A 25,617-nucleotide genomic window follows, 5' to 3' on the forward strand; every position below is an offset into this window, starting at 1 on the left:
TTTATTATACAGGAGAAGATGCCGTTTCATCACAAAAGTATGTGACATTTCAAACAATCTTCTATCTTTTCTAGAAAAAAAGACTGCGGCGGGGCCACAGTCTCCATGCTTACCGGTACACGAGACGAATCAACTTCTCTGCCGCTTTAAAGTTCGGATAACGAAGCGGCAAATCATACTTCGTCGTGTTCCGTAAAATCGATTTGGCGTGGCTGAACGTCTCAAAACTGTAACGTCCGTGATAAGCACCCATTCCACTGTCGCCGACCCCGCCAAACGGCAAGTTCGGGTTCGTCAAATGCATGAGGACGTCGTTGACACAGCCGCCACCGAACGAGAGGTGTTTGAACGTCTTTTGTTCGATCTCTTTAGACTCAGTGAAGAGATAAAGGGCAAGCGGATGCGGCCGCGCCGATACGAACTCGATTGCTTCATCCAAATCTCGATACGTCAAGACCGGGAGAATCGGGCCGAAGATTTCATCTTTCATGACGTTTGCCGATTCATCAACATCCGTCATCACCGTCGGCGCAATCTTCAAATTGTCACGGTCGATCTCCCCGCCAAAGAAAATGTTTCCTTCTGCTAAGTAACCTGCCAGGCGGTCAAAATGGTTCGTGTTGACGATTCGCGTGAACCGTTTCGTGCCGACGCCGTTACCGAACATCGTGAACGCTTCTCGTTTGACTGCCTCAAGAAACTCGTCTCGGCGAGATTCATGGACGAGGACATAGTCCGGCGCGACACATGTCTGCCCGGCGTTCATCCATTTGCCCCACGCGATCCGTTTGGCTGCCACATCAATCACGGCGTCTTCATGGACGATGGCCGGGGATTTCCCTCCGAGTTCGAGCGTGACCGGTGTCAACTGCTTCGCCGCCGCCTCCATGACGACTTTTCCGACCCCGGTCGAACCGGTGAAGAAAATATGTCCCCACTTTTCAGCGAGCAGTGCCGTCGCCACGTCTTTATCGCCTTCAATGCTGACGACGTAACGGTCTGTGAAAGCGCGCTCGAGAACGGTCGTGATCATACGCGCCACGTTCGGCGTGAGTTCCGATGGCTTCACGACGGCCGTGTTGCCGGCTGCAATCGCTCCGATGAGCGGAGCCATCGCGAGTTGGAACGGATAATTCCACGGTGCGATGATCAACACCGTCCCGTACGGTTCATACGTGATCTCGCTCTTCGTCCCCAAATGGATAGCCGCTCCTCTAACTCGTTTCGGGCGCATCCACCGCTTCAACTCTCGGCTCGTCCGAGTGATCTCATCATATACGAAACCGATCTCGGTCGTGAACGCGTCAAGTTCCGATTTGTTCAAATCTGTTTGTAACGCCTCAATGATGTCCGCCTCGTAATGTTTAATCGACTCTTTCAAAAACGTCAGCATACTGAGACGGAAAGCTAACGACTTTGTCGCTTGTGTTTTGAAGAAACGACGTTGCTTTTGAATCAATTCCTCGATCGTCAATTGTTCGATTGGTGCGAGCATGAAGGTTCCTCCCTTGATTAATAACGCTGTCTCCATCTTATCACTCTCGGCTCACCCGCGACCATTTTGAACCTTCTCGGAACCTTTCGACAACCATCTCGTTTCACTCTGACTTTGGTGATAACAGCCGCTTCCTCATTTGTTCGAAGGCAAAGAAAGCAACCCCTGACCCGAGCAGTACGATTCCCGTAACGGTGAATTTATTCGTTAACGGAATCGTGAGCCAGCCGAGTAAAGCCGACCCGACGACCGTCCCGAGTGAGAAGAACGCATAAAAGTATCCGTACGACTTGCCGCGGTTGGCACGGCTTGTCGCTTTGATCAAAAGCGTGTTGATGGCGGGGAACAAGATGGCGAAGCCGACACCGTACAAGGCGAGGACAGCGTACAGTGCGCCGGCACTGCCAGACGTGCCGATGAGCAACTGACTCACGCCGAGAATCGTGATTCCGAGTGCGGCTAGCTTCGTCGGTTCAACACGATCGAACAACCGGTTCGTCGGCATCACAAAGACGAGGACGGCGACAATCCCGAACGTGCTCAACAGCGTCCCGCTCAGCCGCGAATCATACCCGAGCGCCTGTACATAGAGCGGCAACAAATAAGCGAGCGCCCCTTGGGAGAACATGAGCAAAAATGCACCGACGTACGCTTTCAACACGTCGCGTTGCAACGCATCGGACACCGGTTGTTCATCAGTGTCAATCCGTTTTCCGGTCAGACGCAACTGACGTAACACGACTAAAGCGAGTAGCGCCACGGCCAATCCATAAAACGCGACGAATGAAAACACGACCGGGACCGACGTCCGGCTCGCCATGATTCCGCTAAACGCCGGACCGAGGATGGCAGCGAGTCCGACAAAGCTACCGGTGAGGGCGACTTTCTTCCCTTGCCGATTGGCGGCGGTCAAGTTGGCCGATAAGGTGAAGGCGGCCGGGACGATGAGACCGGCGACAAAGCCGTGGACGATTCGGACGACGAGTAACGTTGTCGGCGTGTCGACGACGTGATACATGAAAAGACTGACACTCGACAAGACGAGACCGGCGAGCAAAATCCGGAACGGACCCGTCCGATCGGTCCACACTCCAGACAAAATATTCCCGAACGTGTTCGATAATGAATAAATCGCAATCGCCACACCGGCAAGGAACGGTGTCGCACCGACCGAAGTGGCGAACGTGCTCATGACGGGCAGTTGGGCGAATAAATCAAAGAAAGCAAAAAAGACGATACTATAGATGACGAATGCAGACGTCTTGTTCAAGCGATTCAACTCCTTCGCTCAGTCAATCAGTGACTAAGTTTCAGCTTCAGTCTAGCTTGACGTCTTGACTTTGTATAGATGACACGGCACACCGACACAAAAATGCCCTACAAACGAATTTGTAGGGCACCCGATTAATTTGTCACTTCGACGGCCGTGTCGAGGGCGACGCGAATCATTTCGTCGAACGTCGATTGACGCTCTTCCGATGTCGTCTCTTCACCTGTCAACAAGTGGTCCGAGATCGTGAGAATCGTCAACGCGTTGACTTTATGTTTGGCTGCAAGCGTATAAAGGCCAGCTGCTTCCATTTCAATCGCGAGGCAACCGAAGTCGGCCCACTTCTTGAAGTGGTGGAAGTCATCTTGATAGAATTGGTCGGCCGTGAAGATTTGACCGACTTTTACTGGGATGCCCGCTTTCTCAGCGTTCATATATGCCCGATGTAGGAGGTCGAACGTCGCAGTCGGTGCATAATCCATTCCATCGAAACGGACACGATTCTGCCCCATCTCACTTGATGCGCTCATCGCGATGACGACGTCGCGGACTTTGACGTCTTCTTGAATCCCGCCAGCAGTCCCGACACGGATCAAGTTTTTCGCGCCGTACGACATGATCAACTCGTTCACGTAAATCGACATCGATGGGACACCCATCCCTGTCCCTTGAACGGAGATGCGCTTTCCTTTGTATGTTCCTGTGAAACCGTACATACCACGTACTTCATTGTACAATTCGACGTCCTCTAGAAACGTCTCGGCGATATATTTCGCACGAAGCGGATCTCCTGGAAGTAATACCGTTTCTGCGATTTGTCCTTCTTGTGCCCCAATGTGTACACTCATGATTTATTTCCTCCTTTAAACTTGTTGTTGGTATTGTTCCCGATATTCATTCGGGGTAACACCAACTTGTTTTTTGAAGACTTTTCGGAAATATTTGTCGTCCGAAAAACCAACTGCTTGGGCGACCTCGTAAATACGTTGTCTACTCGTCTCAAGGAGACGTTTGGCCTCGAGCATGCGAATCGAGAGCAAGTACTCTGATAAGTTGACGCCATACTGCTGCTTGAAGCGCCGCGATATGTATTCGCGACTCAAAAAAAAGCGCTCACTCATTCCTTGCAGACTCAGTTCTTCCGCGTAGTGACGTTCGATATAGGCGCCGATTTGTAAAATCGGGTCGTCCTCTGTCGGACGCACATCGACAAGGGCCCGCTCGAGCGTGTCGTTCAAGACGTCCGGATCGATCGGCTTCAGCAAGTAATCGAAACTCCCTAGCTGAATCGCCCGTCGCATGTATGAATATTCGTCATACCCGGTCAAGACGATCAGTTTCGTCGCTTCGGCTTCTCGGTGCAACCATTCCATCAACTCAATCCCGTTACAACGCGGCATTTGAATATCCGATAATACGAGTGCCGGACGTTCCTTGACGATGATTGCTTTCGCCTCATCCCCGTCGCTTGCTTCGATCACGTTCGTGACGCCGAGCCGCTCCCATTCTCCGAGCAACTTGACCGCTTCCCGTACCGGTGACTCGTCGTCGACAATCAACACTTTTGTCATGACGCATCTGCCTCCTTTACGGCCGGAAAGCGCATGACGATGCGAAATCCGCCTGTCTCTGGTGTAGCCAACATAAATTCAGCCTCCCGATTATAGTTTAACATGAGTCGATCCCGAATGTTCTTTAAACCGGTGCCTTCCGCCCCATTTAACGGGATCGATGACCGTTCAATCCGTTCCTGTAACGCCACCAATTCATTGTGCGGGAAGAGGCGTCCGCTATTCTCACAATGGATGACGAGTTCGTCCCCGTTTTGACGGATGCGAAGCGTAAAGCGATTGGACGCCCCGTCTCGTTCAAAGCCGTGCTTGAAAAAGTTTTCCGCTAGCGGCTGCAAAATCATTTTCGGAACGATCAAGTTTTTCAGCGATTCGGGTACATCGACCTCGACAGAGAATTGGTCAGGAAAACGCACGTGCTGCAGCCGAACGTAAGAGTCCAAATGATCGACTTCTTTTTTTAACCTCACCATCGACTCATCAGGATGCATCGTATAACGCATCATCGATGAGAGCTGGGTGATCAAGCGATAGACCGTTTTGCCGTCTCCTTTCAAGGCGAGCGTGCCGATCGATTGCAAGGCGTTGAACAAGAAATGAGGGTTCGTCTGTGCTTGTAGCGCCCGTAGCTCATTCGTCCGGTTTTCAAGCGCGAGGCGATATTCTCGTTGGATCAAATCATCAATTCGCTCAATCATTCGTTTGAATTGACGGCCGAGCACACCGAACTCATCATTTCCGAGGGAATCAAACGAGACCGTCATGTCCCCTTGCTCGATTCGCCAAATGTTAGACGTGAGCGTCTTGATCGGCGTCGTCAAACGGATCGATGCGTACGTGGCACCGATGAGCGCCAAGATGAGCGAAATGACCCCGACGATAAAAATGATAAATGACGTCCGTGAGGCCGGTTCGGTCAATAGACGGTCTGGAATCGATTTCCCAACGTAAAAGTGTTGATTCTCGAACTCGAACGACTTGATGATCCGGTGGTGTTTTCCGTCACTCGACACCGACGTCGGCGCCACCGTTTCCGGGATCGCCTCGTCACCGAGGTGGGCGAATACTTGGTCACCTGCACCGACAAACCAAAGACTCTCACCCGGATTGTTTTGGAGTGAGGCGAGTTGACCGATAAAGACGTCCTCTGGAATATCGATCGATAAGATGGCGAGCGGCTTGTCTGTCTCGATTTTATCGAGCCGGAAGTGAAGTGTGACGACGTCTTCTTCTGAGACGAGCGGTCCAAAATCATGATACGGGACGAGCGGATGCGACGCCTCAAGCAAGACGCGGCTCTCCTCGTACTTCAATAATTGCTGTTGGATGGCACTCGGTTGCTTTTTCGAACGCGGGGACACTTTCATTTTGTAAGCCGCGAACGAGTCCATGTCCTCGAGAATGAGCAGCTGGATTTGCGCGACGTCCTCACGGGATAAATACATGCCGAGAAGTGCCCGCCGTACTTCAAGTTCGGTCTGTTCGAGCGACAACCCGGGACCGTACTCTAAAATGTCGAGCACGTCGCGATTGGCATATAAACTCGTCGGGAGACGGCTCAAATCAGATATGTACCGTTCAAACTGCAACGTCCCACGTTCGAGCGACCATTCGGTCAGTTGGAGACCGCGTTCACGCTCTCTGTCCTTCACGTACCAGTAGGAAACGATTGTCGCTAAAATGACTGGAACGATGATTGTCAACGCGATCATCCCTGTCAGTTTCGTTCGAATGCTATTCACCGTCATCCCTCCCGACTTGATTATATCACGGGTTATGCAAACGCTTGCAAAAACCTTCAAAAAAAAACTTAGCCCTTCGTTTAAAAGGGCTAAGTCAACGTTTTATTCATATGAGCGAAGGAGTTCGACGATCCCAAACTCATGGCTCCAATCTTTCGCCACATCGATCGGTGTCATCCCGTCGTTGTTCTCGATTGTGACATCGGCTCCGCTTTCAAGCAACAGCACCAACGAATCATAATCCATTCCATCGTTGTACAACAAGTTATGAAGCGGTGTGTCGCCATAACCGTCTTGCATATTGATGTCCGCCCCGTTCGCCAACTCCTCGCGGATCGCATCCGCCCCTGCGTTGTCATACGTCAACTGTTGGAGCGGCTCTTCCGACAGCGTATCGGCGAACCCTTCGCCAAACGACGGCGAGGCGAGGCTCGTGAACCCGTCACTCGTGACGAGCCACGCGATAAGGGCCCCGTTCAACACGACCGTCATGGCAATCGTCCCGATGATCGACGCTTTGACGTAGCCGGCCGTCTTGAATACCGGTACATTCACTTCGCCAGCTGCCGTGGCGATGGCGGCGATACGTTTCGGTAACGTCGGATGTGTCGAGATGAGTTCGCTGTATTTGGCGATAAAGCCGTTCTCGCGGCTCGCCTCTTGTAAATAATCGAACTCGTTCACTTCCTTGGCGAGTGTACCACCGACAGCGAGGACGGTAAGCGCCTGTTTCGCTGCCGCTTCGTCTTGAATATAGTGGGCCGCCATCCGGTCGCACGTATATTCGCAAGCGCGTGAGTATGCCGAGCCGAGGAACGGGACGATATTCCCGAGCAAGACGAGCCATTGTTTTTGCACATGGTTGCGACGGATATGGGCCAGTTCATGCGCGATAATGAACTCGACTTCTTTCACTTGACCGTTCCGAGACAATTCAACGATGTCGGAATACAAAATAATCATATTCTTTTGGAAGAACCGTGTCGCGAACGCGTTCAAAATCCCTCCGGCTTGCAAGATATAGACGTCCGGCAACATCCGGATGCCCATCCCTTGACCGACGCGTTGATACGTCTCATATAAGTCCGTAAATTGACGTTCGGTCACTTTCACCCCGTTCGTCCGGATGTAACCGATTTGAATCCAGTGGGCGAACATCGACAACGACACAATGAAGCCGATGATGACTAAAAAGAAGCCGAGCGATGCGATCGTTAAGACGATGGCTAAAAGAATTGTCATAATACTCGATGCGACGAGCAAGCCGAAATACAAGTTTTCGTGCTTATGGATAAGTTTTGTTTGATTCACGTAATATTCCCCTTCATTTTCCAATTAACAACATAATTATAGCGGCTTCCTTCTAAAAAGCAACAAAAAAATAGAAACTGACGAAGTATCAGTTTCTATCGAATTGTCACACTATACAATTGATCATCTTCAGAGCCGGGATTGCCTCGCCCATCCGTATTGTTCGTGATGTAATACAGACGGTCTCCCTCGAGCCAGACGTCACGGATTCGGCCTTTGTCTTCGACAATCGGGGTCACGTCTCTCGTCTCCCGGTCAAGGGCGACGAGTCGATTTCCGCGTAACGTCGCCATATAGACGTAATCCTCATCCGCGATGATGCCGGACGGGGCCCACGACGTCGGCCCGACTTCGAACCAAGGCGTCTCTAACCCGTCGCCGGTCTCTTCCGCCTCGATTAGCGGCCAGCCGTAGTTGTTGCCTCGTTCGATGATATTCACTTCATCGTGACCGGATGCCCCATGCTCACTCGCATAGAGGACCCCGTCGACAAGCGCCAGCCCTTGCGGATTGCGATGGCCCGAAGAATAAATCCAGTCGACCGGCTCACCTTCACCCGAGAGCGGGACAGCAAGAATCTTTCCAGCGAGTGACGTCTCATCTTGGGCGAGATCGGGTACGAGCGCATCACCGGTCGTGACCCAGAGCATGTCATCGTCGAGGAGCAATCGTCCACCGTTATGGAACTGTGCACCGGGGATATCTTCGAGCAAGATGCTCGTCTCTTCAAACCGTTCGCCGTCCCACGTCAGCTCGACGACGCGATTTTTAACGTCTCCAGGCGTCCCATACGTATGGTAGGCATACAGCTGACGGGACGTATCGAAGTCATCTGTCAGCGCCAACCCAAGGAGCCCGCCTTCCCCGATTTCGAGAACATCCTCGGTCAACTCGACCGGTTGTCGGTCCACGTTCCCGTCCGCTCCAATGACCGCGATCGTACCACCCCGTTCCGAGACGAGCCAGCCGTCTTCAGTCCGCGCCATCGACCACGGTACATCGAGTTGTCCGGCGAGCGCCTCACTCGTCCCGATCGACAATCGTGCTTCCGTCGACTCATCCGTCTGTCCGCCTTCTTCTTCCGTTTGCTCAGGCGCCTCTTCGACCGGTGTTTCTTCTTGTACAGCGTCTTCTGTCGGTTCGGACGCACATCCGGCGACGAAGACGAGAGACAAGAGTAGGATCCATCGTTTCAATTTGACCGCCTCCCTTTCCACCATCATACCGCGACTTTAGTTGTCACGTGAAGGTTCGGGTGGGCGAGCGGGCAAGCGCAAGGCGATCAAAAGGGCGATGAACGCTGCCAACGCCGCTCCAACGAAGACGGTGTTCAGACCGGTCGCAATCAATTGCTCTCCTTGTAAGCGGACGGTCTCGTCAAGCGCCGCACTTGTCGCCCGGTTGAAGAACGATTCGAGAGAGGCACCGCGCAACATCTCATCGTTCCGGAATCCGCTCAAGACGATAAAGTTGAATATCGCACCAAAAATGGCGACACCGAGCGTCTGCCCGACCGTACTTAAAAATGAATTCGCCGCCGTGGCCGTTCCTCGTTGACGGTACGAGACGACCGTTTGCAACACGACGATGAACATCGGTTGCGACAATCCGAAGCCGACGCCGATGATGCCGACGGCGAGATAGATGAACACGTCCGGGCTCGACTGGGTGAGAAGCGTCAAAATGATCGTCCCGACTAGCAAGAGACTCATTCCTGTGACGGCACGGCGCCTTGGCGAAGCCGCCCCGAGCGTTCGCCCTCCAATGATCGACGTGAACGTCCACGCCACCGACAACGGCATGAGCATGAACCCTGCCTCTGTCGCCGACTTTCCGAGGACAGCCTGCGCCCAGATCGGAATGTACGCCGACATCGACACGAGCACCCACGCCGCGAAGAAGACAGCCCCATTGATCGAGGCGATGATCGGTTGCTTCAGCAGATCAAGCGGCAATAGCGGCGTCGCGGCTCGACGCTCCGACATGAAGAAACTCGTCAGGAGACCGAGGCTGGCAATCCCGCTGACGATGACCGGTACCGTCCACACGTTCGTCTCACTGAACGTGATAAGGGCGTACAAGAAAGCTGACGTCCCACCGGCAAACAAGAGGGCGCCTTTGACATCGATTCGTTCGGTCGTCTCCGTAACCTTTTCTTTGTAGAACACGACAATCATCAAAAACGACAGGAGCGCGAAAGGTACGTTCAATAGAAAGACGTAGCGCCACGACAACGTTTCGACCAAGAAACCACCGATGACCGGCCCGAGCACACCGGACACGCCCCAGACGGCACTCAAAATCCCCTGGATTTTTCCGCGTTCCTCATATTTATATAAGTCTCCGATAATCGTCATCGAGATCGGCAGCACCGCCCCGGCACCGAGACCTTGGAGCGCCCTGAAAATGATGAGCTGCTCCATCGATCCCGCGAGTCCGCATAGAAGCGAAGCAACAGTGAACAAACCGATTCCGAACAACAAGACGCGTTTACGCCCGAACAAGTCGGCGACTTTACCGTAAATAGGTGTTGATACAGCGGTGAATAGTAAATAAGACGCGAACACCCAACTGACGAGTGCCGCCCCGTTCAAATCGCTCGCGATGACCGGTGTCGCGACGGAAACGACCGTCCCTTCAATCGCTGCTAAAAACGTCGCCAATAACAAGGCGATCGTGACATTCTTTCTCATTCGATTCATCTCCCCAACAAAATAGTGGCGCCGGTAGGTTCCGCACGCCACTTCACTGTCTATTATTTTGTGCGAGAGACGTCCGTTTGACAAGTGTCAACTTCAATCCCAAAAAAGAATCGACGAATTTCGTCGTATGCCGTTTCATCATGAACGACGACGCGGCCGATGAGCTTCCCTGTTTCGAGCACCCATACCTCATCGGCCAACATCGCTGCGACGTCAAGCTGATGCGTCGACAGTACGATCGTCGCCCCTCGGTCCGCTTCTTCGCGTAACAACTGACTCAACGAACGCATCCATAGCGGGTCGAGTCCATTCGTCGGCTCGTCGAGAAGCAAAATATCGGGCGTCGTGACGAGCGCTTGAGCCAACAACAGCCGCTGCCGCATCCCTTTCGACAGTTCCCCGACCCGTCGTCCCATCTTGTCATCGAGTCCGACGCGCCGTAGCAAGGAAACGTCCGGCTTCGCTCGCTGGAGCAACGCGTAATAGACGTATGTCTCTTTCACCGTCCATGACGGGTCAAACGCGAAATCGTCCGGCATGTAACCAAACGTTTGATTGAACCCGTTGCGACGGCGGGTCGTCTCCCCGTTTAAAGAGATGTGGCCGACACTCGGGGCGATCGTGCCGTTCATCAAATTGAGAAGTGTCGACTTCCCGGCCCCGTTGCTGCCACATAAAGCAACGACACGTCCTGTCTCAATCGTCCCATCGAGCGGATGGAGCGACCACGTCGCCCCATAACGTTTCCCGACTTGACTCAATTCAATCATGGCGTCCCTCCTGACGTAACATGAACGTCGCCCCGAACAACGTGAACATGATGACACTGACGATCGCGATCGTGACCGAGATGGCACCGAGCGGTTGACCGAGCCAACCGATGAACGACTCATAGATCGCCCCGAACAAGTCAGGCGCGGCCGAGACGGCGCTCACCCAGACACGCAACAGTTCGAATCCGTTCAAATAGAGGAGCCCTACCATCGCGTTCGCTTGAATACCGTATGGCAACCATGTCAACGTCGCGACAAGAAGCGTGGGCCAAAGTAAAATCACGACGACCCACAAGACGAAAGAATAGAGCACGGCGCGAAGCCGGGTACGGCCTGCCACCCCAATCAACGTGCCGATGCCCGCCGCATACGCTGTGAGCCCGAGGGCATATCCCCACAAGACGAGCCACGCCCCAAACGATAAACTGACGAGAAAAGAGGCAAGGGAGAAAGCGAGCGTGATGACGACGGCCTGAGCAGCAAGGAACGCACTATATCGCACCAACACGATCCGACTCATCGCAATCGGGTACGTCGAAAGGAGGCGCAACCGCTTCGATTCGAGTTCGTTCGCCCACTTAAGCGACGTCGTCAACAAAATAAAGAGCGGCAGCACGAGGCCGATCACCGTCACAAGCGTCGCATTAATGTTCGTGTACGCCGTCGCTACCGGAAGCGCCTGCCCGAGTCCTCCAAGCAAAACGAGAGTGAACAGCCAGGCGATGAGGAAAGCGTAACTCTCCTTTTGACGCAGTGCGCGCGACCATTCTATTCGCCACAGCATCACTTATTGTCCATGTGCGTCAGACGATGATTCCGAGTGAGCGTCGCTCATCTCGTCTGTTTCAGCCTCGTCATCAGAGTGCTTGTTCTTATGCCCTTTCATTTCTCCTCGATCCCATGCGTGCTCTTTTAAATCAGCGAACTCCATCACCGTGCCACCGTTCTCTTCCACATAAGCTTCCGCATCAGTCGCTTCGGCAAATGACAAGATGTTATAAGCCATCGGTGTCTTCGACGCTTTGTCGTAGACGAACGTCCCTTCTTCGAGGTCGACCCAGTCTTTCGTGTTATAGTCTTTCACGTACATCGCCGCAATATCGGCTTCTTTTTGTTCAGGGTACCAGTCGCGCATTAAGCAACCGATATCATCGAACGCATACCCTTTCCCGTTCGTCATGATCGCTTCAGCAGCGAACTGTTCGTCCATGATTTTCATGTTGCACACTTCACACTCGGTCTCGCCCCATTTAATCTCAAACGGCTCGGCCGATGCGTTCGAACAAGCACCAAGCGCAAGCGTTAATCCTGTGACAGCGAGTAATCCAGTCATCTTTTTATACGTCTTCATCATCGTTTCCTCCCAAATACCCATAATATAATCATTAAACTGCTCATCACGGCCGCTCCGACCGACCCGCTCCATGAGACGCGTCTCGTCTCGACACGGGGTCCGACGTCCGTGAGGACGACGTCATCCGGACTGCGGAGGACGTGTTCGAGCACGGTCAGTCCCGGCGAACCGTACAACAACTCGAACGCTTCATATGTATCTGCCAATAAGAACAGATAAGGATCGGACCGGAACGGGAGATCACTTAAGCCGTCGCCGGTCACATCAAGCGTCTGTCCGCCCCACTCATTTCCTTTGACGTCGTTATGTGCCGACTCGAACGAGAGCACCGGATAGCGATTTCCTGTCAGATCGTTTCCTTCCATCGTCATCTCGTTCGCCCGTTTGAAGCGTAGACCGACGTCGTTTCCGTTGATGCCGTTGTCATAGATGAGCGTCCAATCCGACTTTTCAGCATAGAGGCCGACCCGGTTGCCAAAAATCGCGTTCGCACGGACGGTCGTCTCGAGTGCCTCAAACAACATGATTCCTGTCGCCGACGCACCGGTTTGATCGTGAATTTGACCGTTCTCGATCCGGACCCGCTCTGTCCCCATGATCATCGCCCCTGCCCCATTCCCATGAAGGTTCGGAGAAGTGATGACGGTATCTTTTGGGAACATGAGATGAATCCCATACCTCGAGTCCGTCACGAGCGGACGCGTCACCTGGTGCATGGAACCGTTCTCCACGTAAATCCCATCTCGTGCGTGATGGATGATGGCGCCAATCACAATAGACGCCTCGCTGTCGATCAGCGAGATCCCTTCCGCTCGTCCGTTTCCGATAATGAGCGGACGGATGAGACGGACGCCGTAACTGTTCACGACGTTTATCCCAGCACCTCGGACGTTCACGTCAATCAATTGATGACCGAGTCCTGTAACCTCGACGGCGGGGACTTCCGCTTGCGCGCACTGCTCAATTTTCACATTTTCAAGCAACGCCCCTGTCCCTTCCATGCGGAACGCAGGTTGGTCACAACTGACGAAACGTTTTCCGGAACCATCAAACGACTCGTTCGACCCGATGACAATCGGCTCCTCGAGCTGAACGGTCTCCATGTCCTCTTCTGCCCCGACAGGCGTCGCCAACATGAGCAACGCGGCAATCCATACGTATCGTTTCATAACCCCTCCTTAGTGAACCGCTTACAGAACATATTGTACGAAAACCCAAGGGGGTATGTGTGTGGTTTATATGGGATTCCTGTGACAATTTCTTCATAAAAAAAACACAAACGGCAAAGGGGTCGTTTTGCCGTTCGTGCTTATGATTATTTCGACTTGTCCATCCATACTTTTGTGAAGTCTTGAAGCATCTCATCGCCAGTCTTTTGACCGCCGACATACGCTTGCATCAATGCCCCGTACTCATTGACCGCGCCGTCTGGGTACTTGAACCAGTTCCATGAGATCGTCTTGCCTTCGTTCGAATAGGCGAGGATGTCGTCGGCAAGCGGTCCGAGGTCGTTCGCTTCGATCGATTTGAACGCCGGAATGAACTTGAACTTATTGACCATGTAGTCTTGTCCTGTTTCAGACGTCGCCATCCACTCGAGGAAGTCTTTCGCTTCTTCTTTATACTGTGAGTTTTTGTTGACGACCCAGTTGTTCGGGACGCCGACCGGCAAACGGTCCATCTTCTCTTTGTCGTCATTGATTGGAATCGGGACGAAGCCCATCTCGAGATCCGGGTTCACATCAAGAATCATCTGTTGCGCCCAGTTGCCTTGTTGCAGCATCGCTGTCTCGCCCTGGGCGAACTGAGTGACTTGTGTGTTGTAGTCTGTCGTGAGCGGGTTTTTGTTCCCGTATTTGATCGTGAGGTCGAATAGTTTTAAGAACTGCTGGAACTGTTCGTTGTCCTCGAATTTTGCTTTATTGTCGTTGAGTGCTTGGATAAACGCGTCCGGGTCATCTTGTTGTGCAACCGGGATGTTGAGCAAGTGGATGCCGAGAATCCAAAATTCTGCATAACCGACCGAGAACGGGGTGATGCCAGCCTTATCCAATTTTTCTGCCGCCTCGGTTAATTCCGAGAGCGTCTTCGGCAACTCGCTAATACCGGCTTTCTCAAACAACGCCTTATTGTAGATGAAACCATATCCTTCAAGGTTCATCGGCATCCCGTACAGTTTACCGTCCATCGTCATCGGCTCTTTTGCAACGTCACTTAAGTCGCCGACCCACTTCTCGCTCGAGAGGTCTTCGAGCTTGTCTTTCCAAGTCTGTGCTTCTGTGAAACCACCGTTATTGAAAATATCCGGTTCATTTCCTGAAGCGAACTGAGATTTCAACGCTGCGCCGTAGTCGGCACCGCCCCCTACCGTTTGGACGGTCACTTTGACGCCTGTCTCTTCTTCGTATTCTTTCGCCATCGCTTCAAGATCTTTGGCGATCTCCGCTTTGAACTGGAAGACGTTCAACGTCACTTCTTTTTTGTCACCGCCGTCCGCTTTCGCATCGTTCGATCCTTCTTCTTCCGTTAGCGAACCGCCTCCGCATGCCGCAAGCGTCAACACCATCCCTGCTGTCATGACGGCTGTCGACAATCTCCATTTACGCTTCATTCTAATTCCTCCCTTGATGTCGGATCATTTTTGCCATCCATCCAATAAGTACACTATTACTGTAAATGAAAACGCTTCCAATATGTAGGTGTCAAAATTGACGTGTAGGGTGGAAAATGTTGCACAGAAAACCAGGACTTCCATAAATGAAAGTCCTGGTGACGAGTTTCTTCTATATTACTATTTGAATTACAACAAGCTGATGCCGGCTTCTTCACACGCCGTGACCATTTCAAGCGGCCAAACCGACGACTGGACTTCACCGATGTGACGGGCCCGGAGCAAGTACATCGCGACACGGGACTGTCCGATTCCACCGCCGATCGTGAGCGGCAAGCGACCTTCGAGAACGGCTTGATGGAACGGATACTTCCGTTTCTCTTCCGCATCGGCAATTTCGAGTTGGGCAGCGAGAGCCGCTTCGTCGACACGAATGCCCATCGAAGACAACTCGAACGCTGACTCGAGCTCAGGATGCCAGACGAGGATGTCGCCGTTGAGCGACCAATCGTCATAGTCAGCCGCACGTCCGTCATGCTTCTCACCAGAAGCGAGTGCACCGCCGATTTGTGAGATGAACACTGCCCCATACTCTTTACAAATCGCGCTTTCACGATCTTTCGAAGAGAGCGTCGGATATGTGTCTTCGAGCTCTTGGCTCGTGATGAAATGAATCGATTCCGGAAGGATCGCTTCGATGCCATATGTCGCCTCGACCGTCTTCTCGGTTTCGAAAAGAGCCGCATAAATCGATTCAACCGTCGCTTTCAAATACTCGGTCGTGCGTTCTTCACGGGCGATGACGCGCTCCCAGTCCCACTGATCGACGTGAAGCGAGTGCGTCGCATCGAGCTCTTCATCACGACGGATGGCGCGCATCTGTGTATAGAGACCTTCACCGACCTCAAACCCATAACGACCGAGCGCCTCGCGTTTCCATTTCGCAAGTGACTGGACGATTTCAAGCTCATGCCCCGGATACAGTGTGTCGAACTGGATGATGCGTTCAACGCCGTTCAAGTGGTCGTTCACACCGCTCGCTGACGTCACGAATAGCGGGGCTTGCACTTGAGTGAGCCCAAGTGCCGTGCTGAACTTCTCTTCGAACGTCGCCTTTACTGTCGTGATTGCCTGTTGTCTTTCCTTCATCATGCTTGTTGCTGTTGTCATTTTGTCTTCCTCCAATTGTGGGGTATTTGGGATGGAACAATAGAAAAAAGCCCTCCAATCCCATGGACTATGGGACGGAAGGCTTCAAGCTCCGCGGTGCCACCCAAATTAGTAGACGAGTCTACTCACTTTTTCGAGACGAACATCTCGTAGTTCCGATAACGGGGAACGGTCCGGCTACGTCTACTTGCAAAGCGTTCGGGTAGCGACTCCAGGAGGTTCTTCGACAGAGATTTCAGACCGGGCTCTCACCGCCCCCGGCTCGCTTTGCTTACGTCTTCTGTGTACTCGTCCTTTCAATGTCGTTCACAATTGAATTGACCCCATTATTATAAATATTCAGACGAATGTCAACACCTTTTCTCAAAAAAAAATTCTCCCCCGTGTAGCGGACGGGGGAGATCCCTTGGGAAGGGTTATTTGATCGAACCGCTCGTAATCCCTTTGATGATATGCTTTTGCATACCGAAGAAAAAGATGAGGAGCGGGACGATCCCAAGGACTAAACCAGCGAGTGCCAAATCCCATTGTTTCGTATATTGCCCGAAGAAATAGAACGTCGCGAGCGGAATCGTTCGCAGTTCGATGTCTCGGAGGACAAGTGAAGGTAATAGAAAATCGTTCCAAATCCAAAGACTGTTCAAAATGACAATCGTCACCGTGATCGGCTTCAAGAGTGGGAAGACGATGCGCCAAAACACGCCCCACGTCGAACAGCCATCGATGATCGCGGCTTCTTCGATTTCCTCAGGAATCGACTTCATGAAACCGTGATATAAGAACACCGAGATGCCCGAACCGAACCCGAGATACATAATCATCAATCCCCAATGACTGTTCAGCAACCCGAGGATGCTCGACACTTTGACGAGCGGAATCATAATCGATTGAAACGGGATGACCATCGCCGCCACGAACAAGAAGAAGATAACGGTCGAGATCCAATGTTTCGTCCGCACGAGTTTCCACGCTGCCATCGACGTAAAGAGGACGATGAGCAGGTTGGCCCCTGCCGTGATGAGAAGGGAGTTGAAGAAGACCCGCCCATAGTTCATCGCTTCCCACGCCTCAGTATAGTTCGAGGCGAGCCAAACGTTCGGTAACGCCGACGTGTTTGTGTAAATCTCGGTGATCGACTTGAACGAGTTGACGATGACGTAATAGAACGGGACGAGATACAACAATCCGAGCAAGATCGCAATCAACTCGATGAGTCCGAGCCCGGCCGTGTATCCGCCTGTCTTTAGTTTTCGTTGAGGCAATAACTGTCTTGGCGCTTGATCGATATTTGATTCAATGCGTCTCACTTTTTCTGTCGTCATGCTTCCACCTCCCGCTTTTTCGTCAAATATACTTGTGTGACAGTGATGGCCGCGACGACGAGGAAGAAGATGACCGCTTTCGCCGAACCGAGGCCGTAATTGTTATTCACGAACGACTCCGTATAGATGTTCAAGGCGAGCATCTCGGTCGACTTGAACGGTCCCCCGTTTGTGAGCGACAAGTTCGTATCAAATACTTTGAACGACCACGAGATCGTCAAAAACAAGCAGATTGTAATCGACGGCATGATCATCGGGAGCGTGATATGGCGAAGCATTTTCAATCGGTTCGCCCCATCGATTCTCGCCGCCTCAAGCAAGTCGGTCGGTACGTTTTGAAGTGCTGCGATGTAGATGACCATGACGTAGCCGCCCCCTTGCCAAATCGCGACGATAACGATTCCCCAGAACGCCGTTTGGGCATCTCCGAGCCATGGTAGCTCGAACAGGCTCCACCCGGTCAACGCTCCGATTGACTCAAACCCTTTCACGTAGATGAACTGCCAAATGAACCCGAGGATCAGCCCGCCGATCAAGTTCGGCATGAAAAATACGGTCCGCAACAGATTGCGTGTCTTGATGTTCATCGTCAACAGCAGAGCAAGCGAAAATCCGACGATGTTCGTGAGCAGCACCGCTACGATCGTATATTTTGTCGTGATCCAGAACGAGGAGCGGAACTGAGCGTCCTCAAACAATAAGCGATGATAGTTGTCGAGTCCGACAAAATTCAATTGCCCGGTCACTCCGTTCCAATCGGTGAAACTGTAATAAATTCCGTTGAAAAATGGAATGAGCACGATAGCCACAAACGCCAAAAAGGCTGGTCCGACAAATGCGATAAAACTCGCTGGTCTCTTCCAATTCCGTCTACGCTTCATTCGTTTCGTTGTTTCGGTCATGTTGATCGCCTCCACTATCAACTTACATCCTAAACAGCCTTATGAAAATGGATACATTTGACGGAATGGGTGGAATATATTGAACTTCTTTGATGAATTCTGCATAGCGATGCGTTATGATAAACTCAATGACAATACGAACGACCCGAGACAGATTAGAGATTTCATCATAGATCGGGCTCGAATCACGAATGAAAAAGATATTTTCTTAATAAAACGTTCGAAAGTGGAGGGATTTTGTACATGACGACGATCAAGCCGTTAACTGACCTGACGATTGCCCAACAAGCCGAGATGCTCCCCATCAAACAAGTGGCCGAAAAACTCGGCCTGCACGAGGACGACCTCGATCTTTATGGCAAATATAAAGCAAAACTGTCGTTTGACCTGCTAGACGACGTGAAGACCCGGACAGATGGGAAACTCGTCCTCGTCACCGCCATCAACCCGACGCCAGCGGGCGAAGGAAAATCGACGGTGACCGTCGGCCTCGGACAAGCGTTGAACCGCCTCGACAAACGAGCGATCGTCTGCCTTCGTGAACCGTCTCTCGGTCCGACGATGGGGTTAAAAGGCGGGGCTGCCGGTGGCGGTTTCAGCCAAGTGCTCCCAATGGAAGACATCAATCTTCATTTCACCGGAGACATGCACGCCATCACGTCAGCCCACAACACGATTAGCGCCATGCTCGACAATCACCTCCATCAAGGCAACGACCTCGACATCGACGTCCGAAAAATCGTCTGGAAACGCGTCCTCGACTTGAACGACCGGGCCCTTCGCCACGTCACGATCGGGCTCGGTGGCCCGGTCCACGGGGTGCCACGGGAAGACGGGTTCGATATTACGGTCGCTTCGGAAATTATGGCGATCTTGTGCCTCGCCGACTCGCTCGCCGACTTAGAAGCACGAATCAAACGAATCGTCGTCGCCTATGACCGTGACAACGAACCCGTCACCGCCGAACAAATCGGTGCGGCCGGTGCGGCTACACTCCTTTTGAAAGAAGCGTTCAAACCGAACTTGGTCCAGACGCTTGAACAGACGCCGGCGCTCGTTCACGGTGGTCCGTTCGCAAACATCGCCCACGGGTGCAACTCGCTTATCGCGACAAAAACGGCTTTAAAGCTTGGCGAATACGTCGTCACAGAAGCTGGATTCGGAGCTGACCTCGGTGCCGAGAAATTTTGTCACATCAAATCACGTATCGGCGACTTGAACCCGGATGCTGTCGTCCTCGTCGCGACCGTCCGCGCGCTCAAGATGCATGGCGGTGTCGCCAAAGACGCCCTCCATGTCGAGAACGTCGAGGCGGTCAAAACAGGATTACGCCTCCTCGCGAAGCACGTCGATACGATGGCGAAGCTCGGATTGCCGGCTGTCGTCGCACTCAACCGATTCAATTCAGACACGGATGAAGAACTTGCTGCCGTGCTCGATTGGTGCGAGGCACAGCACATCCGCGTCGCCTTGAGCGAAGTTTGGGCGAGTGGCGGACGAGGCGGTGAAGCGCTCGCCGAAGCCGTCATCGAAGTGGTTGAATCGAACGAAGCCGCGCTCACGCCACTTTATGAATTGACCGACTCGATCGAATCGAAAATCACGACGATTGCTCGCGAAGTATACGGCGCAGCCGAAGTCACTTTTACGGCGATCGCCAAAAAACAAATGGCTCAAATCGTCGCGAACGGGTGGGCCGATCTGCCGATTTGCATGGCGAAAACGCCGTTCTCACTGTCGGACGACCCGACGAAACTCGGGTACCAAGAAGGGTTCAACGTAACGGTGCGCGAATTGAAGCCGTCTGTCGGCGCAGGTTTCCTTGTCGCTTTGACGGGCAACGTGTTGACGATGCCAGGATTACCGAAGCAGCCGGCCGCGCTCAACATGGGAATCGATGAGACGGGTAACGCGATCGGCCTATTTTAATTTTGGAGGGATGAGCTTGAACGTCACAGAATATACGTATACGGACGGTTATCGTACTCACGTGCTGACCGTTCCCGCGACAAATGCGATCGCCGATTGTTTCTTGTTTCACGGAATGCTTGAACATCACGAACGCTACATTGAGTTCGCCCACTTTTTAGCAGAAAATGGATTTAATGTATATGTTTGTGATTTGCGCGGCGCGGGTTCACTCGCCCGGAAACAGGAGACGTACGCTCATTTACTTCCAAAAGAAGGGTTTAATCAAATGGTCGACGATGCGGTTACGCTCATCGAGCACCACGCGAGGGCGTTGCCGACGTTTGTCCTCGGTCATAGTTTCGGATCACTGCTCTCACGGCGTCTCGGCCAAGTCATGGGGCACCGGTTAGCTGGGGTCGTCGCCATCTCCCCTCCCCCGGGGTCAGGGATCATCGGTCGATTCGGCCTCCTCGCCATCGATGCTGCCATCCGGCGAAAAGGAAGCGATTATCCGTCACGTTTCTTCGAACGCCTGTTGTTCGGTCGTTACAATTTAAAGTTTTTACCCGCTAAAACGGAGAGCGATTGGATTTCAAGTGACCCAGAAGAAGTCGCCGCTTATCGAAACGATGAGAACTGTGGCGGGTTACCGACCCTCGGTTATCTTCATGAAGTAGCAAGCGCGTCCCTCGACGTCACGTCTCTCCCTCGTATTCACGAACATCCAAAGTCGCTCCCGCTCCTCTTCGTCGTCGGGGCGGACGATCCGGTCGTACATGACGGAGAAGGACTGAAAGGAATGGTTCGTAACTATCAGGCGGCCGACATTGAAGTGACCGTCTTGTCTTATGACGGAGCGCGTCACGAAGTGTTAAGGGAAATCAATCGGACCGAGGTGTGGAACGATATCACATCATGGCTCCTGCAAACGACTTCTATCGCACTTGAAAAAACCTCCTACTAATTGGAGGTTTTTTCTTTTTGTAAAATTCATACAACCCTATTCTAAATCATTTACCTTTTTTGAAATTTTTCATCTTCTTTCCATTTTTTCTGTACGCTATACTTAGACCGCATACTAAAAAAAACACCAATTATGTATAGATTCACATGGATCGAAAGGGGTAAGACATTGAAACCAACGATGACAAGACTCAGCGTGGCCGTTCTCGTTTCGAGCACTGTGCTCAGCACAATCGTCCCGACTCAGTCATACGCAGCAACATACGAAGGAACCGTAAACACCTCGATCTTAAACGTCCGTTCGGCAACATCGACATCTTCATCGATTGTCGGCAAATTGACGCAAGGGGCGACCGTCCACGTCTACTCAACGAGTAACAACTGGGCCGAAATTGATTTCCAAGGCCAAAAACGGTACGTGTCGTCTTCCTACTTGACGCTCAAGCCGACCGTTGCGAAAACGAGTACGACCCAGGCGTACACAGCGAACGAGAACGTCAACATGCGCTCGGCCATGACGACGACGGCATCGGTTGTGACAACGATCCCGAAAGGCGCGACCGTCACGTATCTCTCGACACACGGAGCAACAGGCTCGTGGTTCAAAGTGACATACGGCGGGAAAACAGGCTATGTGGCGCAACGTTACTTCACGCTCTCAGGAGGTGGAACGGTGTCTCCTCAATCAAACGCTACGCATACGACCGTCAACAACACAACGATGCATAGTTCGATGATTTCAACGGCCCCTGTGCTCGTTACCATTCCAAAAGGTGCAAGCGTGACACTCGTCTCGACGCATGGCGCGACAGGCTCTTGGGCAAAAGTGACGTATGCCGGACAAACCGGCTATGTGGCTATGCGTAATCTCCAAGCCATCGTCACGTCATCACCAACGACGCTATACGTCAAGACAGCGACGAGCATCTTTAATTCGATGTCGACGTCAGGTCAAGCGCTGGGCACATTAGCGGTCGGATCGAGTGTGCGACTCGTCTCGACGCACGGGGCGACTGGCTCTTGGGCAAAAGTGACGGCCGGCTCGTTGACAGGCTACGTGCCGATGCGTAACTTGTCGGAAACAGAAGTTGCTGCACCGGTGACACCTTACTACGCGCAACGGACTGCGACGATGTATTCGTCTATGTCAACATCACGTACCGTTGTTCAATCGATTCCAGTAGGCGCGAAAGTCGATCACCTTTCCACTCACGGGGCGACTGGCTCTTGGTATATGATTCGCTACGCCAATAAAACAGGATATGTCGCGGCACGTGATTTTTCACTGACTGCTCCGTCGACCTCGACAGAACAATACGGACCCGAGCGTGAAGTCCAAGTCGTCTCCAACAACACGCCGTTGAACGTACGCCCTACTCCAGCGACCGGAAATGCCGCCATCGGCACTCTTGCGCATGGTACAGTCGTCAAAGTAAAGCCTGTTCTGAACACGGATTGGGGACTCTTGACGAGCGGTAACTTCGTTGGAGGATATATTCATTTAGGCTACACGGCCCCTGTCTCAACGACGCCACCGGCCACAGGCATTCAGCGTGTTGTGTCCTATACAAACTATTCAATTACCGCTCGTGCCATGGCCGAACGTCAAGTTGCCCAATTCGGACAGACTGATGCCCATCGCAATGCGCCGGCATATTTGCCACGGGCCTGGGTAAGTGTGAATGGGAACACCGGGACCATTGTCAATAATCAGCTTCGCGTCATTTCTGGGGTAGGGACGGCACTTAAGATGTCGGCTTCTTCTACTGCAGTCACACTCGCAACGATACCTAACGGGACGAACATCGAGTATGTGGACCGACAAGTTGTCGGGACCGCTGTTTGGTATCGGGTCAAATATGGCTCTATGACTGGTTTTGTCACACCGAGCTCGGTTGTGGGCGCCGCGAATATCCTTAGTCAACCGAGTTTGACATCGCACGCATATGGTCAAATCAATCCTGGGGAGACTGTCACCATCACTGGCCAGACAGGTACTTACTATACGGTTTCATATCGCCGCCCTGCAGGTCATAATATCCGGATATTTGATAATGTGTGGCGTCGAGCTTCTGTGACGGATCTTGAACCGTTTGTAAACCCGAATAATTTTGATCAAAATTCTCAGGCGTTCTATCAGTTCCTTGATTTATCGAAGAGTGCTGGAACGACTGCGTCTACGTTGAATAAAGTACTTGTGAATACCGGCACCCTAACGAATCAAGGGCAAGCATTCATTAATGCTGCAAACCAATACAGTATTAACGAAATTTATTTACTCTCTCACGCTGTTCACGAAACCGGCCACGGAAAGTCTGTTCTTGCCCAAGGGGTTCCTGTCGATAAAGACGGAAATGCTCTCATCAACTCGAGCGGTACTCGGATTCATCCAGACCGCGAGGTGGCGGCAACTGTTTACAACATGTACGGCATTCAAGCGGTAGATAGCAGCCCGCTCGCGACCGGGGCCAAGTTTGCCTTTGAACAAAAGTGGTTCAGCCCTGAAGCTGCCATTGTCGGAGGCGCCTATTGGATTGGTGCGAGCTATATCAACCATCCGACACACAAACAAAACACGCTCTACAAGATGCGTTTCAACCCAGCTAATCCGGGCGTACATCAATACGCGACCGACATCGGCTGGGCAACGAAACAAACGACCCGGATTTATCAGACGTACCAAACACTTGACTCTTATACGCTTCACTTCGACGTACCTAAGTTCCAATAACGAACAAGAGACACGAGCCATCCGGCTACGTGTCTCTTTTCATGCCCATTCGATCGAATCGACGATTGCTTCAACTTCTAATTTTTCGTCGGTCATCTTGTCCGCAACGTACGTCAAGAACAACAGACGTTTCCCGTCGGTCAATGACCAGACGTCCAAATGCATGCCGTCTTCAAGCCCGCTCGCATAAGCGGTCGTCATCCCAGCCGACTGATCGGTCACACTCGGTGCGACTTTGACTTCAATTGGGAATTCACCTAAAAACGTGTTCAACTCTTGTAATGCCGCATCCTCGGGCGCCTGCTCCGTCTCTGCTTCGTAGATGGACATTTGCAGCGTCCCTTGGGCGTCAGGTTCTACCGAGTAAAAGCTGACGTGATCTTCTTCCTCGTTGTATTCAAAGTGTTCTGGATACGTCAAACGGATCCATCCATCGATTTCATATTCTTTCATGCCGTCTGCTCCTTCGTCTTCTTAAAAGCTAAGCCGGTCACCATTCTTGTTTGGAGCGCATATTTCAATCGCTCGGTCACATAGAGGCGCTGGCTGTTCATATCTTGGGCGATCATATGCCCGAATAAATTCATACGCACCGTTTGATTCGATAGAAAGTAAAGTCGGTCTGGGCTGAGCGGTCGATACTCTCCTGAGTCTTCTATCTGTTCGATTTCGAACCGTCGCAACACGTTAAGCGCGGAGTATTCGTCCGTTTTACCGGTCGTCGTATGCAGTTCGACCCGGACGAGCTGAATGTCGTAAGGACAGAGGTTCATCAAGATGGGGGCGATGCGAGCATGGATCAACAACACCCCCATGTCCGTCTCGATCAAATCAGGCAGCACCCCGGCGTCTTGCGAGATGCTCAAAACGACGTACGGGCGTTCAGTCGGTGCGAGCAATTCCCCTTTAAAGAAGCGGAATCGTTGTATGCCGGTCAATACGCGGGCCTTCCAGGCGATGCCTCGGGCTTCCGCTTCAATCCGATACAGCCTTTCTCCACTCACGACTACTCCCCCTTCAATTGTTTGAGCGTCTCGACAAATCGACCCCACTCTTCATCGTCACAGACGACCTTACTTTCAATTCCCCATTCTTCCTCGATCTTCAAACGTACCTCGTTCGACTCGACATGCCGTTGCAATGATAAATCACCTAGACGCACTTGGGCAAGGTCGATGCTGAACTCGCTTGCAGGCCGACCGACCCATTTGAGGCGATCGGTACGTAAGATGACCGTCCACTCCTTGTCATGCCGGAACGAAAACGTCCATTGCCGCAAAGTGACCGTCTGCTCGACTTCTTTCGCTTGTTTCATCATCCGAAACCCTTCGCTCATCATCTGCAAATACGATTTTCGTTCGCTCACGCCCATCCACTCCCCTCTTCTATTATCTTAGCAAGATAACCTATTCCGTAACAACCAATGTTTTTGCAAAAAAGGGTTTGCAAATATAAATTCCTATGCTATTATATTTATCGTAACGTTAAACGTTTCGCGGGTGTAGTTTAATGGTAAAACCTCAGCCTTCCAAGCTGATGACGAGAGTTCGATTCTCTTCACCCGCTCCATTTTAATATTTATGATGCGGGTGTAGTTTAATGGTAAAACCTCAGCCTTCCAAGCTGATGACGAGAGTTCGATTCTCTTCACCCGCTCCAATCTCAACATATACGCGAGAGTTTTCTCGCACACATAATCGCATGATGCACATCATGCCAAAAGCAGAAAGTCTTTTGACTTTCTGCTTTTTTGTTTTCCACCATAACGCATATGCGATGCAAATTCGGG

The 25,617-nt window shown here is 52.1% G+C and carries 22 protein-coding genes, 2 tRNA genes and 1 other annotated feature; of the genes, 5 read left to right on the top strand and 19 right to left on the bottom strand.

Annotated features, from left to right (window positions below):
- Nucleotides 1-109: 109 nt before the first annotated feature.
- The 16 genes from L971_RS08905 to L971_RS08980 form a co-directional block, all read right to left on the bottom strand.
- Entirely contained in the window at nucleotides 110-1,495 is a 1,386-nt protein-coding gene (locus L971_RS08905) for an aldehyde dehydrogenase (RefSeq protein ID WP_052200340.1), read from the bottom strand.
- Between the two features lie 103 nt (nucleotides 1,496-1,598).
- The gene (locus L971_RS08910) at nucleotides 1,599-2,765 is read right to left on the bottom strand and encodes an MFS transporter (protein WP_024371663.1); all 1,167 of its coding nucleotides are present in this window, start codon (nucleotides 2,763-2,765) and stop codon (nucleotides 1,599-1,601) included.
- Nucleotides 2,766-2,899: 134 nt separating this feature from the next.
- The gene (gene deoD / locus L971_RS08915) at nucleotides 2,900-3,613 is read right to left on the bottom strand and encodes a purine-nucleoside phosphorylase (protein WP_024371664.1); all 714 of its coding nucleotides are present in this window, start codon (nucleotides 3,611-3,613) and stop codon (nucleotides 2,900-2,902) included.
- 15 nt (nucleotides 3,614-3,628) lie between these two features.
- Nucleotides 3,629-4,336, bottom strand: coding sequence for a response regulator (locus tag L971_RS08920; RefSeq protein ID WP_024371665.1), 708 nt, complete (start codon nucleotides 4,334-4,336; stop codon nucleotides 3,629-3,631).
- Nucleotides 4,333-6,084 carry a sensor histidine kinase gene (locus L971_RS08925; RefSeq protein WP_047375443.1) on the bottom strand — a complete coding sequence of 584 codons (1,752 nt, stop codon included), beginning with the start codon at nucleotides 6,082-6,084 and terminating at the stop codon, nucleotides 4,333-4,335. The genes L971_RS08920 and L971_RS08925 overlap by 4 nt, the downstream gene beginning before the upstream one ends.
- A 96-nt stretch (nucleotides 6,085-6,180) precedes the next feature.
- Nucleotides 6,181-7,389, bottom strand: coding sequence for a M48 family metallopeptidase (locus L971_RS14835; protein WP_156111514.1), 1,209 nt, complete (start codon nucleotides 7,387-7,389; stop codon nucleotides 6,181-6,183).
- A 95-nt stretch (nucleotides 7,390-7,484) separates the two neighbouring features.
- The gene (locus tag L971_RS08935) at nucleotides 7,485-8,585 is read right to left on the bottom strand and encodes a sorbosone dehydrogenase family protein (protein WP_047375444.1); all 1,101 of its coding nucleotides are present in this window, start codon (nucleotides 8,583-8,585) and stop codon (nucleotides 7,485-7,487) included.
- Between the two features lie 36 nt (nucleotides 8,586-8,621).
- Entirely contained in the window at nucleotides 8,622-10,082 is a 1,461-nt protein-coding gene (locus L971_RS08940; RefSeq protein WP_047375446.1) for an MDR family MFS transporter, read from the bottom strand.
- Between the two features lie 62 nt (nucleotides 10,083-10,144).
- Nucleotides 10,145-10,861, bottom strand: coding sequence for an ABC transporter ATP-binding protein (locus L971_RS08945; RefSeq protein ID WP_024371670.1), 717 nt, complete (start codon nucleotides 10,859-10,861; stop codon nucleotides 10,145-10,147).
- Nucleotides 10,854-11,648 carry an ABC transporter permease gene (locus L971_RS08950; protein ID WP_047375448.1) on the bottom strand — a complete coding sequence of 265 codons (795 nt, stop codon included), beginning with the start codon at nucleotides 11,646-11,648 and terminating at the stop codon, nucleotides 10,854-10,856. The genes L971_RS08945 and L971_RS08950 overlap by 8 nt, the downstream gene beginning before the upstream one ends.
- A gap of 3 nt (nucleotides 11,649-11,651) precedes the next feature.
- A complete protein-coding gene (locus L971_RS08955; RefSeq protein WP_047375450.1) occupies nucleotides 11,652-12,215 on the bottom strand; it encodes a nitrous oxide reductase accessory protein NosL in 564 nt (187 codons plus the stop codon).
- Nucleotides 12,215-13,387 (bottom strand): NosD domain-containing protein, encoded by a 1,173-nt coding sequence (locus L971_RS08960; RefSeq protein WP_047375452.1) that lies wholly within the window; start codon nucleotides 13,385-13,387, stop codon nucleotides 12,215-12,217. Before L971_RS08960 ends, L971_RS08955 begins: the two co-directional genes overlap by 1 nt.
- 146 nt (nucleotides 13,388-13,533) lie before the next feature.
- Complete coding sequence (locus L971_RS08965; RefSeq protein ID WP_052200343.1) at nucleotides 13,534-14,829, bottom strand: ABC transporter substrate-binding protein; 1,296 nt, start codon at nucleotides 14,827-14,829, stop codon at nucleotides 13,534-13,536.
- A gap of 189 nt (nucleotides 14,830-15,018) precedes the next feature.
- Nucleotides 15,019-15,999, bottom strand: coding sequence for an aspartate--ammonia ligase (gene asnA / locus L971_RS08970; protein ID WP_024371675.1), 981 nt, complete (start codon nucleotides 15,997-15,999; stop codon nucleotides 15,019-15,021).
- Nucleotides 16,000-16,066: 67 nt separating this feature from the next.
- Nucleotides 16,067-16,308, bottom strand: a binding site (T-box leader).
- 107 nt (nucleotides 16,309-16,415) lie between these two features.
- Entirely contained in the window at nucleotides 16,416-17,321 is a 906-nt protein-coding gene (locus L971_RS08975; protein ID WP_231557586.1) for a carbohydrate ABC transporter permease, read from the bottom strand.
- Nucleotides 17,318-18,223, bottom strand: a complete 906-nt coding sequence (locus tag L971_RS08980) for a carbohydrate ABC transporter permease (RefSeq protein ID WP_029335973.1) — start codon at nucleotides 18,221-18,223, stop codon at nucleotides 17,318-17,320. The genes L971_RS08975 and L971_RS08980 overlap by 4 nt, the downstream gene beginning before the upstream one ends.
- A 243-nt stretch (nucleotides 18,224-18,466) precedes the next feature.
- Here L971_RS08980 and L971_RS08985 point away from each other — a divergent pair, with 243 nt between their 5' ends.
- From L971_RS08985 to L971_RS08995, 3 genes are all read left to right on the top strand, one after another.
- The gene (locus tag L971_RS08985; protein ID WP_047375454.1) at nucleotides 18,467-20,152 is read left to right on the top strand and encodes a formate--tetrahydrofolate ligase; all 1,686 of its coding nucleotides are present in this window, start codon (nucleotides 18,467-18,469) and stop codon (nucleotides 20,150-20,152) included.
- 16 nt (nucleotides 20,153-20,168) lie between these two features.
- Nucleotides 20,169-21,098: an alpha/beta fold hydrolase gene (locus L971_RS08990; protein ID WP_024371679.1), complete on the top strand. Its 930-nt coding sequence runs from the start codon at nucleotides 20,169-20,171 to the stop codon at nucleotides 21,096-21,098.
- A 168-nt stretch (nucleotides 21,099-21,266) separates the two neighbouring features.
- Nucleotides 21,267-23,828, top strand: coding sequence for an SH3 domain-containing protein (locus L971_RS08995; protein ID WP_024371680.1), 2,562 nt, complete (start codon nucleotides 21,267-21,269; stop codon nucleotides 23,826-23,828).
- Nucleotides 23,829-23,867: 39 nt separating this feature from the next.
- On the opposite strand, the gene L971_RS09000 is transcribed toward L971_RS08995, so the two are convergent.
- From L971_RS09000 to L971_RS09010, 3 genes are read right to left on the bottom strand one after another with little or no spacing between them, the layout of a single operon-like run.
- Nucleotides 23,868-24,281 (bottom strand): hypothetical protein, encoded by a 414-nt coding sequence (locus L971_RS09000; protein WP_029335977.1) that lies wholly within the window; start codon nucleotides 24,279-24,281, stop codon nucleotides 23,868-23,870.
- Nucleotides 24,278-24,832: a hypothetical protein gene (locus L971_RS09005; RefSeq protein WP_024371682.1), complete on the bottom strand. Its 555-nt coding sequence runs from the start codon at nucleotides 24,830-24,832 to the stop codon at nucleotides 24,278-24,280. The genes L971_RS09000 and L971_RS09005 overlap by 4 nt, the downstream gene beginning before the upstream one ends.
- Before the next feature lie 2 nt (nucleotides 24,833-24,834).
- The gene (locus tag L971_RS09010) at nucleotides 24,835-25,200 is read right to left on the bottom strand and encodes a hypothetical protein (protein WP_231557587.1); all 366 of its coding nucleotides are present in this window, start codon (nucleotides 25,198-25,200) and stop codon (nucleotides 24,835-24,837) included.
- 123 nt (nucleotides 25,201-25,323) lie between these two features.
- On the opposite strand from L971_RS09010, the gene L971_RS09015 reads away from it, so the two are divergent.
- Together L971_RS09015 and L971_RS09020 are read left to right on the top strand one after the other, a co-directional pair.
- A tRNA-Gly gene (locus L971_RS09015) sits at nucleotides 25,324-25,397 on the top strand.
- 16 nt (nucleotides 25,398-25,413) lie between these two features.
- A tRNA-Gly gene (locus tag L971_RS09020) sits at nucleotides 25,414-25,487 on the top strand.
- Nucleotides 25,488-25,617: the final 130 nt, after the last annotated feature.

The sequence above is a fragment of the Exiguobacterium sp. ZOR0005 genome (assembly GCF_000798975.1).
Taxonomy (GTDB): Bacteria; Bacillota; Bacilli; order Exiguobacteriales; family Exiguobacteriaceae; genus Exiguobacterium; species Exiguobacterium aurantiacum.

Coding starts and splice junctions, on each gene's coding strand:
- L971_RS08920 (WP_024371665.1), bottom strand. CDS start 4,336: ATGACAAAAGTGTTGATTGTCGACGACGAGTCACCGGTACGGGAAGCG.
- L971_RS08950 (WP_047375448.1), bottom strand. CDS start 11,648: ATGCTGTGGCGAATAGAATGGTCGCGCGCACTGCGTCAAAAGGAGAGT.
- L971_RS08960 (WP_047375452.1), bottom strand. CDS start 13,387: ATGAAACGATACGTATGGATTGCCGCGTTGCTCATGTTGGCGACGCCT.
- L971_RS09010 (WP_231557587.1), bottom strand. CDS start 25,200: ATGGGCGTGAGCGAACGAAAATCGTATTTGCAGATGATGAGCGAAGGG.
- L971_RS08965 (WP_052200343.1), bottom strand. CDS start 14,829: ATGAAGCGTAAATGGAGATTGTCGACAGCCGTCATGACAGCAGGGATG.
- L971_RS08980 (WP_029335973.1), bottom strand. CDS start 18,223: ATGACCGAAACAACGAAACGAATGAAGCGTAGACGGAATTGGAAGAGA.
- L971_RS08945 (WP_024371670.1), bottom strand. CDS start 10,861: ATGATTGAATTGAGTCAAGTCGGGAAACGTTATGGGGCGACGTGGTCG.
- L971_RS08905 (WP_052200340.1), bottom strand. CDS start 1,495: ATGCTCGCACCAATCGAACAATTGACGATCGAGGAATTGATTCAAAAG.
- L971_RS08975 (WP_231557586.1), bottom strand. CDS start 17,321: ATGACGACAGAAAAAGTGAGACGCATTGAATCAAATATCGATCAAGCG.
- asnA (WP_024371675.1), bottom strand. CDS start 15,999: ATGACAACAGCAACAAGCATGATGAAGGAAAGACAACAGGCAATCACG.
- L971_RS08985 (WP_047375454.1), top strand. CDS start 18,467: ATGACGACGATCAAGCCGTTAACTGACCTGACGATTGCCCAACAAGCC.
- L971_RS08940 (WP_047375446.1), bottom strand. CDS start 10,082: ATGAGAAAGAATGTCACGATCGCCTTGTTATTGGCGACGTTTTTAGCA.
- deoD (WP_024371664.1), bottom strand. CDS start 3,613: ATGAGTGTACACATTGGGGCACAAGAAGGACAAATCGCAGAAACGGTA.
- L971_RS09000 (WP_029335977.1), bottom strand. CDS start 24,281: ATGAAAGAATATGAAATCGATGGATGGATCCGTTTGACGTATCCAGAA.
- L971_RS08925 (WP_047375443.1), bottom strand. CDS start 6,084: ATGACGGTGAATAGCATTCGAACGAAACTGACAGGGATGATCGCGTTG.
- L971_RS08955 (WP_047375450.1), bottom strand. CDS start 12,215: ATGAAGACGTATAAAAAGATGACTGGATTACTCGCTGTCACAGGATTA.